Origin of the sequence: Zooshikella ganghwensis DSM 15267 (assembly GCF_000428585.1) — a bacterium.
GTDB lineage: Bacteria > Pseudomonadota > Gammaproteobacteria > Pseudomonadales > Zooshikellaceae > Zooshikella > Zooshikella ganghwensis.
The window spans coordinates 83,734-94,797 of record NZ_AUAF01000006.1 but is presented as its reverse complement, the minus strand read 5'-3'; the positions used below and the strand labels follow the sequence as shown (position 1 = coordinate 94,797).

The following is an 11,064-nucleotide window of genomic DNA, read 5'->3' as shown; positions in this document are numbered from 1 at the left end:
GTATCATCAACCCAGCAATAAACTGCTATGATAAACTCTTCTACTGACATCCCCTGTCCCTTTGAATTTGTTTCGGCAAAACAAAGGTTGGGGTCAGGGGTTGTCATTTCAAACTAATAAAAGTCGAGCATCGCGTTATTTTACTAATCTGTGCGGGCATTGGCTTTTTCTTATCAACCGCTATGCTCATTAACTTCACAGGAATAACTCTGTTTTATGTGGCTTCTGCTGGCTGGGGGCTATTCAATGGACTGTCCAGAATTGCCAGTCAAACGATCATCATGCACTACATTCCCAATCAATTTATTGGACGGTTCATTGCGCAAGCTCAACGCGTAGTTCTTTTTATGCGTGCATCAATCATTTCGGTATATACCGTCTTGTTCCTTTACATTGATTATCGGTATTCATTTATCTTTTTATCAATGGTAAGTATCGCTGGACCTTTGCTTTTTATTTGCCACATTTACCTTAAAAAACGCGCTACCACAGAGCAGCCACAACTGATGTCATAGTCAATTGAAACGGTGTAAGCATTTTCTGCTTCCACCGTTTTGATGGGTAATATACCCAATACCAATGGTTTTTAGGTGCGGCCATCGAGTGACGAAGCCCCATGAGCCTATATTACCCATGAGCCTGTATTAATAGGTGATTGGGGTGAGGAGTGAAGATAACAAAACCTAGAAATCATTCGTGAAGGGTATACATGCAGTTTAAGGCCAAACGTCGCCTGGTGTACAGTTTTCGACGTATAAAATGTCCTTACGTGAATCATTAGGTACAAATACTTGATTAACGGCAGATTTTGGATAGCTTATTGACAAGCAGTTTGCACTTTGGCCAGGACCAACCACCAATTTAGTACCTGGTTTTAAAGTACATTCACTCATTCGGTCTAATGTGCTCCAAGAAGGACAAATCACATTTTGTTCTCGGTATTGTTGTTTAGGGCCATGAGGTACTTGAAATGACCACCAATGACCATACTTAGTGTAATCCTTTTGACTATTCCATACTTGGTAAACCTTAACGGGTTTGGTTGCTACAAACGTTTTTCCTGCACATAGCTTCCCTTCTCCTGTTACTCCTAAAGATTCATCAAGCAATGACTCATCTTCTTCCGCTACAACACCTTCAGGAGGCTGATCAATGTATCCGACACAAGCTACACCATCAACACCGTGTAACTCACTTTTCTCAGGAGCAATGTGTCCTGCACATCCCACTAAAATAAGCAACGCAAACCAACAAAGAAACCCACCGCCTTCTTTTAAATGTTGTTTTAAGTCCATTTAAAAGCTCTCCTTTTAATTAACCCAACAACGAGTCTCATTAGGGCCTGTTAACACTATTTTAATATCACTGTTATGGGGGTAAAAGCACTAATCTAGGCGCGAAGCGTGAAGTTTAGTGGTTCTAAATGAGCAATGAGCAACAACGAGTAGTGCTTTTACCATCATAACCCTTCGGGCCGTGATTATTTTTCCACCTAGCAGCGTTACAAGTCACTTATGTAGAATGACTACACGGCATTCCTTGTGCCTTGCCAGGTGGAAAAATAGTCTACGGCAGTGGTGATTCAAATAGTGTTAACAGGCCCTAGGATAAATGTGGAAAGTGACAAGCTGCGGTATGTTGCTCTCCAGGCATCGTGGATAATGTTGGCTGTTTCTGAAAGCAGGTTGGCTTAGCTCTGGAACATCGAGGTGCAAATGCACACCCTTTAGGTGGATTAAATGGATCAGGTAGTTCAGTAGAACTATCCATACCACTCATATCAAGTGACTGGTCAAGCCTGGGAATTGAAGCTAATAACAGTCGTGTATAGGGATGACATGGCTGTTGAAAAACATCATTAACAGGTCCTTGCTCAACCACTCGACCAAAATACATTACACTCACTCGCTGGCTTATTTTTTCGACTACCGATAAATCATGACTAATAAACACATACGTCAATTTATGTGTTTGTTTTAATTCCAGTAGTACATTAAGCACTTGCGCCTGAACAGAAACATCTAATGCTGACACTGGCTCATCTAACACCAAAACCTTTGGATCAGCAGCCAATGCCCGAGCAATTCCCACCCGTTGCGCCTGACCTCCTGACAACTCATGAGGATAGCGCTGTAATAGTTCATAAGGTAATTTAACCTGAGCCATCAATTGTTTTAACCTGGTTTCACTGTGCTGGCGTGTCAAACCCAATAAATATTGCATGGGTTCTTGCAAACTCATTGCTACTGTTTTGCGAGGATTAAGCGCACTTACCGCATCCTGAAAAACATATTGTAAGGATTTAGCGAGTGAGTATTTATTTTCTTTGTCATACATACCCAACATGTGTTGTGAATCAGGCCTGTGAATGGGTGTGTTATTAAAATAAACATCACCTCGTGAAGGACGGTCTAATCCCACTAATAAGCGAGCCAATGTGGACTTACCACAGCCAGATTCACCGACAACCCCTAGCACTTCACCAGCCTGCACTGACAGATCAACCCCTTGCAAGGCATGCAATCCCTGCTGCTTTCGCCTAAAAAATGAGTGCTTTTCGCTAAAGGTGCGCCACAACTGCTTCGCTTCTAATATAGGATAATGACCAGGTTGAACATTCATAATGGCTTACCACAGCGTACCCAATGCTGACTGGCTATAGGCGTCAAGGCAATGGAAGACTTGCTGCAACTCGCGTCTGCCCAAGGACACCGTGGTTTAAAGAAACAACCCGTAGGTAGTGCATTGGTGGCTGGCGGTAACCCCTCAATGGTGGCAAGCTTGCCTTCCTCCGTTAATGGATTACCTAACTTAGGAACACATCGAATTAATTGGTGAGTATAGGGATGTGCTGGGTGATTCAAGACATCCGACGTATACCCCATTTCAACAATCTGTCCTGCATACATAACGGCTACTCGCTCACAAAGCGAAGCGACGACGCCAAAGTCATGAGTAATAAACAATAATGCGGCACCTGTATCCTGCTGTAGCTTTTTAAGTAACCTCAAAATTTGAGCTTGAACTGTCACATCTAATGCCGTTGTTGGCTCATCAGCAATTAACACCTGGGGTTGATTTATTAATGCCATCGCAATCACCACCCGCTGCCGCATACCACCCGATAGCTGATAAGGGTAGCTATGTGCACGCTGCTGTGGATTAGGTATCTGCACCCGCTCAAGCCAATTAATCGCTTGCTGCCATGCTTGTTGGTACGAAACTGGATGATGTGACCGAACTGCCTCTACTAGCTGATCGCCTATAGTAAACAGCGGATGCAATGCTGTTGCGGGATCTTGAAAAACATACGCCACCTTGTTACCTCGTATGTTCTGCAACTGACTCAAAGGTATACGTAATAAGTCATCCCTGGCCTGCCTGACCTCTCCGTGCACAATACAGCCTGGTGGCGAAGGGACCAAACGTGCAATAGAAAGTGCTAAAACGGACTTACCACAGCCTGACTCCCCCACCAGCCCCATGCACTCACCAGCCGCTAGGGTTAAGCTGACATCATTGATAGCCTGATAGGTAGTAGCTCCAATTCGAAATTCCGTTTGCAACTGATTTACTTGAAGACCATCCACTTCAGCGGTAATCATTTCGCTTTTAATCTTTTCACACTGCACATCAGTTGCTGCCGCAGGCCGTCCCATTACACCAGACTTTAAGCGAGGATCCAGCACATCACGTATACCATCCCCAACAAGATTAATGCTCATGACCAAAATAAATATCATCAAGCCCGGGATAACCGACACATGGGGAGCCGTAAATAATAGCTTTCGCCCTTCCCCTAACATAGCGCCCAGGTCTGCCTGCGGTGGTTGTGCACCTAACCCTAAAAAGCTTAGCCCTGCTGTCTCAAGAATCATCCAGCCTAGGGTGGTTGTCATGGTGATCACGATAGTAGGCAAGACATTAGGCAACACATCCGTCAATAAAATCTGCAGTCTGTTTTTGCCCACTAAATGTGCAGCTTCAACAAATGGCTGACGGGCTATACCAAGGGTGACACCACGCACATTACGTGCAAAAAAGGGAATATTGACGATCGCGATAGCAAGCAAAGCATTCATCAACCCTGCACCTAATACGGCCACAATCGCTAAAGCCAAAAGAATATAGGGAAAAGCCATTAGCATATCGATACCCCGCATCAGCAAGTTATCAGTACGCCCTCCCCAAAAACCTGCAACTAATCCCAGGAGAGACCCAACCAATGCAGCAACTAAGGTTGCCGAAATGCCTACCAGTAAACTGACTTGTGTTCCCCATAATAAACGTGACAACATGTCTCGTCCTAAGTGGTCAGTCCCTAACCATCCACTATCTCCCCCATGGTCCTGCTCTACTCCTGAGGCAAGCCATTGCGTAAACCAAGGCTTAACCAAACGCTGGGCAAGTGCCGTTTCATTAGGGTCAGGCATTGGCAGAATAGGTGATAAACAGGCTACGATGGTACAACCAACAAAAACCCACATTCCCACATACGCCAGGCGATTATGGATAAAAAGCTGCCAGCCTGAAGGCCGAACAGCAGGCTGATTTGGTTTATGTAATCCTTTACGCCAAACAGCATAGCTCTGCATGAATATGACTTAATAATTGAAGTTTAAATACGATTTCTCAGTCTTAAACGAGGGTCTAAAGCATGTTGTGCAATATCAGCACATAAATTAAATAAGACATAAGCAGTGGCTACCATCAGCACCCCGCCTTGTACTAACAAAATATCGCGGCTGGCAATGGCATTTACCAGCATACGACCAATACCTGGCCATTGAAAAACCGTTTCAATATAAACGGCTCCCCCCAACACAAATCCTGCTTGAATCGCCATGACAGGTATAATATTAACTAAAGCCGCTTTTAAAGCATGACGAAAAACCACTCGGTGCTCTTTTAATCCTTTAGCGCGTGCAGTACGAATATAATCCAGCCGCAGCACTTCCAGCATGGCACTGCGTGTAAGCCGTGCCACCACCCCCATGGCTACAATGGATAGCGTCAATGCAGGTAATACCAGATGCGTTAATAAATCCCTGATATCACCTCCCCCATAAATGGCATACATACCACTGGCAGGAAGCCATTGCCACTCAACAGCAAACAGCATTATCAAGAGCAATCCCAGCCAAAAAGCGGGCATGGATATCCCCACCAGCACCACAAAAGTGACGATTTTATCAATCCAGCTATACTGTCGTACTGCAGCAATTACGCCTGCCAGTAACCCAAACACACTGCACAGCAGCCAAGCTGCACCGGCCAGTATTAACGTCGCATGAAATCGCTCCAGGACTTCATCCAGTACTAGCCGATTGAGACTATAAGAACGCCCCCAATCCCCTTGGACTAAGTGACTTAGCCAAATGAAATATTGCTCTGCAAGTGATTTATCTAAACCAAGCTGCTGATTAAGTCGCGCTACATTTTCCGGTGTTGCAAAATTACCTAAAATCGCTGTCGCAGGATCACCAGGGATCAGCGCCATCACCAAAAACACCAGCAGCGACAAACCTAGCAGTACGGGAGTAATGGCTAATAAACGGTAACCGATATAAGTCAGCATTCGACCTAGCGCCACTGCGGTACAGCATGTGCTGCATTATTAACGCTGTTTTTGTACATCTTTTAATAACAAAAAAAAGGATGGTTGCAGTTGGAACCCCTTTACCGAATGGTGTGCCACCGCGTTTTGCTGCCAGTGGGCAATAAAAGCCCAAGGTGCATCGTCATGCACAATGGCTTGTACTTTTCGGTAAAGCTGTCCACGCTGTGCTTGATCTGTCGTTTTTCTCGCGGCTTTTAACAAAGCATCCACTTCCGGATTAGTGTAATAGCCTGAATTAAAACCCCCTTTATCAGGCCAAGCGGCTGTCCTGAGTGCTAAGTAAGGCAATGTATCGGGATCATTAATCATCCAAGCCATTTCAGCCATGTCCGCCTTTTCCCCGAGGCCCGGATTAACCTTGCCCAAAAAGGTATTCCACTCGTAGCTTTCAATAACCACCTTTAGCCCGACTTTCGCCAAATCAGCTTGAATGGCAGTACCCATTGCTACAGGTTCTAACATGCCAGAGCCACCCTCTGTTACATAAAAAGTCAGCTTTTCTCCTTGATAACCTGCGGCTTTAATCAACTTACGGGCTTTTTCAGGATCATAAGGATAAGGTTGAAGGGACTCATTATAGGCCCATGTAAATACAGGGGGCGTAGGTCCTGCGGCAATCACTGCTGTGCCTTGCAATACATTGTTAACCAGCGCTTGCTTATTAATGGCATAATTCACCGCCTGGCGCATACGCTTGTCTTTAAATGGACCATGCTTCATATTCAAAATTAAAAACCAGACATGAGGTCCTGTTTGCTGATACACAGTCACGTCTTTTGCTTTTTCAAACATTGCCAAGTTATCAGGTGGCACTTCCACCATTAAATCAATACCACCCGCTAGCATTTCCGCCACACGTGTATTGGCATCAGTGATGGGTCGGAAAATAACAGCCTCTAAAGTTGGCGCACTATCCCAATAGGCAGTATTTCGAGTAATGACGACTTTTTGATTACCTTGCCACTCGGCAAATTGAAACGCCCCAGTACCCACAGGCTGACGACCAAATGCTTTACCATGTTTTTTAACAGCTGCAGGAGAAACAATTAACCCTGTAGGATAAGCCAGGTTGGAAAGGAAAGGGGCAAAAGGCTCTTTTAAGACAAACTCAACGGAGTAGCGTCCTTTCACAATGACGCTTTCAACCACACTAAAGAAAAAAGCTAACGGAAAAGGGCCTGTTTTATGGTAAGGATGCGTGTCGTTAAGCATCCGTTCAAAATTAAATTTTACTGCTTCTGCAGTAAATTCAGTACCATCATGAAATTTAACCCCCTGACGCAAAGTAAACGTATAGTGTTTACCGTCTTTGCTAATAGTCCATGCTTTAGCTAACGCAGGTTCAATCTCCAGTGTACCCGGCTTATAACGCACTAAGCCATCATACATATTCATTAAAATACGAAAATCGTTGAGTGCAGTGGCCGCATGAGGATCCATGGATTTCGGCTCAGCAATTTGCCCCACGATTAAGATATTCTCAGGTGTCTGTGCATTTGCCCTATGGAAAAAGCCAAAAAAGCAAAATACAGCCAGTAACCAGCAACACACTATTTTCAAGAAACTATATCGTGAACGTAATCGAGGTCGTGGTCGAAGCTGTAGAGTACCTCTTATCGCACCCATGAGATATAACGCTTTGAGCCTTGTTGGTATCCATACCATACTTGCACTCCGGGAACTGTCAGTAAAACACTGTAAATATTATTTTTACAGACTCACCGTGAAAATACATCATACAGGATAACCATTATTTACCCTCCGCTGTCAAGTTACCCATAAAAAAAGGGCTTATTTCTAAGCCCTTTTAATACACGACACATTAATTAAAGAATAATTCTTAATTTAACGCAGTAAGTGTAGAAAATGCATGTGTTTATGATACTGGTCAATAATGTCATTAATCACAGCTTCTTTTGACCAGCCCATAACATCATAATCCTGCCCACCTTCACGCAGGTGTATTTCTGCCCGGTAGTAGCGCTGCTCTTCTGTAGCTTCTTCCTCAGCCATATCTGGTTGCAAATAGGCTGGTTTAATGTGCGAGCGACTTCTAACTTCATAGACAAAGTCAACTTCCTCTCCTAAAAACACGACCAGTCTTACCCGGTTTTTGACTTCATCGACTTCTACAGATGCATCTAACTCATGGGTCTGAAGCTCACTGGCAACTGTTTCACAAGCGGGTTTCGCAATTTTGTCAATAAACCGTTTGACGTTTTCACGACTTGGATAATCCACAATATTACTCAGCCGGTCTTGCCAGCTACCCGCTTTACCCGTCGGTGCAATGGGCGCAATATTCATTTGTAGACTTTCTCGCTTCGCAGCATCTATCCTCAGCGCCTTCATCAACCCATAAGTGGCTATCAGCAACACAATTGCAAAAGGCAAAGCACTGGCAATGGTCATGGTTTGCAAAGCCCCCAGACCACCAACTAATAATAAGACTGTTGCCACGAGACCTTCAGCACTGGCCCAGTAAATTCGCTGCCAAATAGGCGTATTGTCATGGCCATTGGAACATAACATATCCACCACCATGGAGCCGGAGTCAGATGATGTTACAAAGAACACTATGACCATTACCGTAGCGAGCACTGACAGTACGCTGGACATTGGAAACTGCTCTAAAAATGCAAATAACGCTAAAGCCACATCACTAGACACCGTTTCCCCTAAAGATGTTAGCCCTTCGTTCATAATCATATTAATCGCTGAGTTACCAAAGAAGGTCATCCACATTAGGGTAAAGCCAGTAGGTACAAAAAGTACGCCCATCGCAAACTCGCGAATAGTCCGGCCTCGCGATACCCGTGCAATAAATAACCCGACAAAAGGCGCCCATGACATCCACCAGCCCCAGTAGAGTATGGTCCATCCACCGATCCAGTCGGTCTTTTCATAGGCAAACAGGTTAAATGTATTGCGGACAATGTCTGAAGCATAGGCTCCAAAATTTTGTACAAAGGCTTGCAACAAGAAGACCGTTGGGCCAAATAGCAAGACAAACGCCAAAAGTAAAACCGCCATCCCCATATTCAGCTCTGATAGAATACGGATACCTTTGTCCAAACCTGTTGTGACAGAAATAATCGCCAGCAACGTCACCCCAATGATCAGGAAGACTTGCGTTGTAACATCTACTGGGATATCAAATAAATGGTTAAGTCCTGAGTTGACTTGCAATACACCGTAACCCAGTGAGGTTGCAACACCAAACACGGTACCAATCACTGCAAAAATATCCACTGCATGACCAATCGGCCCATATATCCTCTCACCGATCATAGGATACAAAGCTGAGCGCAGTGTTAATGGCAAAGAATGACGATAACTAAAGAAAGCCAAGATCAATGCGACGATGGCATAAATCGCCCAGGCATGAAGCCCCCAATGGAAGAAGGTTATTTTCATTGCCTCTCGAGCAGCTTCCACCGTACTAGCATCACCTACCGGTGGTGATAAAAAATGCATCACCGGCTCAGCTACCCCAAAAAACATTAAGCCTATACCCATGCCTGCTGAAAACAGCATGGAAAACCAGGTTAAATAAGAGTAATCCGGGGTTGAGTGATCTGGCCCCAGCTTTATCTCGCCGTAACGAGATAAACCAAGGAAGGCAACCACAATTAAAATAATGGCAACAGTCAGCACATAAAACCAACTGCCATTATCGATAATGCCACTTTGTATTGTTTTAAACCAGCTATCAGCGGTTTCCTGAAATAAAGCGGTAAATAGCACCAAGAGTATAATCAACCCTGATGCGGTATAAAAAACGGGGGGATTTAAATGAGCTTTATTATCGGAGCTCGACATCACTACACCTTTTAGAATCTTGGTTAAGCTTGATCTACACACCTTAGCGAATCATTTATTGCCTAAAGGTACGGATGAATACTCTCCGCACCCAGTACAACATCAGCACTAAATTATTACTGAACAGGCGTTTCACAGCAGTGACTGCCTGTCTTTTAGCTTTCAACTAATGTGTTTTAACAAAGCTTTAAACAGCCTAACTTAAGCATAAACCAGGTCATTTAAAACCTTAAAACAATATAAAAAACGATCCGAGCAAGGCTTAACTGTTGTATTCATAAGTGTATATCTTAACAGTTTTAGGATTTTGATCCACTCATTAACCCTCATTTAAAGTATTTCGTTCATTTTTTTATTTACCGTCCATTATAAAACCCACAATAATCAAATAAAAACTACTGCTAACACTTTTACAAAAAACATAGTTAAGCATTTGTCAAGTAGTAAGTTCCCAAAAAAATACAGCAAATTCTGCTGAACAGGAATCTTCCCTTGAAAACCCAATACGCTTGACAGCTTCACCTTTGTTCCCATAAGCTCTAAAAATCCTTTTTTGTAAGCTTATAGGTATTTATGTAAGCTTTAAGGTATATAGTTTTCATACTAGTGCTAATATTAAACTTATTCTGCCTTATATTCCCCCCCTAAGGCTTGCTTCAAACATACGCTTAAATTCACCACTGGCTTTTAACTTAGCTAACCCTTGATTGAACTTTTCCAGCAGGAAAAGACTCTTTTTAGCATTTTTTGTAAAGATTAAATGGTGTGATGTTTCTAAAACAGGTTTAGGGTGGAATGTAAATCTCTTTCTATCTTCTACACTAAAATACTCACCCAAAATTGAAAACCCCACTTCTTTTTCAACCGGAAACAGCTCAATTCGCCCTTTTAGTAACATTTTAAAAATTCAACAAATCACTTCTCAGTGGCACCACAATAATTTGACCATTTTCTGCACTTTTATCAAAGGTTTCACCATAGGTGTAACCAAGTGTCGCACCAATAGTGTAATTTTGCAGATCATTAATTGAACGCCACTCAAAAGGTTTCTCTTTCAGATAAAAAAAAACTTTGCTGCTGGTATGTACTACATCGCTAAAATGAAAATCATGCAATCGCTCAGGGGTTGGCACCCATGATGGAGAAGCATCCCAATTACCGTTCATGACTTGTTTTAATGCCCGCTTCCAAGGAAAAAAAGTGTAAACAACTTTGATATTCTCCTCAGCAAATGCTTCTTTAATGACATGGGAAACTACACCATAGTGTTTTAGTTTTTTGGATATATATGGAGGCCACTCTCCTGTGGCTATTCGAACCACGCCGGAACCAACAACTTCAACTGGTACCTCAGCAGCCCATAAGGAAGTCGATGTTATGAATAACATGCTCAGTATTATTTTCAGGCATTTCATTACATTAAACTCTTATTCTGAACTCCTTCCCCCAGCTTAGCAGAATTAACGCCTCATAACGTGTTCTTCACCTACCCACAATAAAAGTTGAACGTTAGTTATTGCTTTCTATCAAGCTTAAAACATTTTGCAAACAAACTGTAGTTTTTGTGTAATTAATCCGCAATTTCTTCAAGTAGGCTCTTTAACATATTGCTATAAACAGCT

At 43.2% G+C, this 11,064-nt stretch carries 9 protein-coding genes; 1 reads left to right on the top strand and 8 read right to left on the bottom strand.

All coding sequences use genetic code 11. The features are described from left to right. The first annotated feature begins 182 nt into the window (after positions 1 to 182). Complete coding sequence (locus F607_RS0102620) at positions 183 to 515, top strand: hypothetical protein (RefSeq protein ID WP_157365363.1); 333 nt, start codon at positions 183 to 185, stop codon at positions 513 to 515. A 201-nt stretch (positions 516 to 716) separates the two neighbouring features. Here the strand turns inward: F607_RS0102620 and F607_RS27885 are convergent, their stop codons facing one another. From F607_RS27885 to F607_RS27875, 8 genes are all read right to left on the bottom strand, one after another. Further along, a complete protein-coding gene (locus tag F607_RS27885; protein ID WP_051310770.1) occupies positions 717 to 1,295 on the bottom strand; it encodes a hypothetical protein in 579 nt (192 codons plus the stop codon). 307 nt (positions 1,296 to 1,602) lie between these two features. After that, positions 1,603 to 2,622, bottom strand: a complete 1,020-nt coding sequence (locus tag F607_RS0102610; protein ID WP_038289733.1) for an oligopeptide/dipeptide ABC transporter ATP-binding protein — start codon at positions 2,620 to 2,622, stop codon at positions 1,603 to 1,605. Continuing rightward, positions 2,619 to 4,595, bottom strand: coding sequence for a dipeptide/oligopeptide/nickel ABC transporter permease/ATP-binding protein (locus F607_RS27880; RefSeq protein WP_051310768.1), 1,977 nt, complete (start codon positions 4,593 to 4,595; stop codon positions 2,619 to 2,621). Before F607_RS27880 ends, F607_RS0102610 begins: the two co-directional genes overlap by 4 nt. A gap of 23 nt (positions 4,596 to 4,618) precedes the next feature. Further along, on the bottom strand, positions 4,619 to 5,578 hold the full coding sequence (locus tag F607_RS0102600; RefSeq protein ID WP_027706793.1) for an ABC transporter permease: 960 nt from the start codon (positions 5,576 to 5,578) through the stop codon (positions 4,619 to 4,621). Between the two features lie 39 nt (positions 5,579 to 5,617). Next, complete coding sequence (locus F607_RS0102595) at positions 5,618 to 7,246, bottom strand: ABC transporter substrate-binding protein (protein ID WP_084611074.1); 1,629 nt, start codon at positions 7,244 to 7,246, stop codon at positions 5,618 to 5,620. A 219-nt stretch (positions 7,247 to 7,465) separates the two neighbouring features. Beyond that, positions 7,466 to 9,442: a choline BCCT transporter BetT gene (betT, locus tag F607_RS0102590; protein WP_027706791.1), complete on the bottom strand. Its 1,977-nt coding sequence runs from the start codon at positions 9,440 to 9,442 to the stop codon at positions 7,466 to 7,468. A 631-nt stretch (positions 9,443 to 10,073) separates the two neighbouring features. After that, positions 10,074 to 10,340 (bottom strand): hypothetical protein, encoded by a 267-nt coding sequence (locus tag F607_RS32480; RefSeq protein ID WP_051310766.1) that lies wholly within the window; start codon positions 10,338 to 10,340, stop codon positions 10,074 to 10,076. A 1-nt stretch (position 10,341) separates the two neighbouring features. Beyond that, on the bottom strand, positions 10,342 to 10,830 hold the full coding sequence (locus F607_RS27875) for a substrate-binding periplasmic protein (RefSeq protein WP_169719754.1): 489 nt from the start codon (positions 10,828 to 10,830) through the stop codon (positions 10,342 to 10,344). Between the last annotated feature and the right edge of the window lie 234 nt (positions 10,831 to 11,064).

Coding starts and splice junctions, on each gene's coding strand:
- F607_RS0102620 (WP_157365363.1), top strand. CDS start 183: ATGCTCATTAACTTCACAGGAATAACTCTGTTTTATGTGGCTTCTGCT.
- F607_RS27885 (WP_051310770.1), bottom strand. CDS start 1,295: ATGGACTTAAAACAACATTTAAAAGAAGGCGGTGGGTTTCTTTGTTGG.
- F607_RS0102610 (WP_038289733.1), bottom strand. CDS start 2,622: ATGAATGTTCAACCTGGTCATTATCCTATATTAGAAGCGAAGCAGTTG.
- F607_RS27880 (WP_051310768.1), bottom strand. CDS start 4,595: ATGCAGAGCTATGCTGTTTGGCGTAAAGGATTACATAAACCAAATCAG.
- F607_RS0102600 (WP_027706793.1), bottom strand. CDS start 5,578: ATGCTGACTTATATCGGTTACCGTTTATTAGCCATTACTCCCGTACTG.
- F607_RS0102595 (WP_084611074.1), bottom strand. CDS start 7,246: ATGGGTGCGATAAGAGGTACTCTACAGCTTCGACCACGACCTCGATTA.
- betT (WP_027706791.1), bottom strand. CDS start 9,442: ATGTCGAGCTCCGATAATAAAGCTCATTTAAATCCCCCCGTTTTTTAT.
- F607_RS32480 (WP_051310766.1), bottom strand. CDS start 10,340: ATGTTACTAAAAGGGCGAATTGAGCTGTTTCCGGTTGAAAAAGAAGTG.
- F607_RS27875 (WP_169719754.1), bottom strand. CDS start 10,830: ATGTTATTCATAACATCGACTTCCTTATGGGCTGCTGAGGTACCAGTT.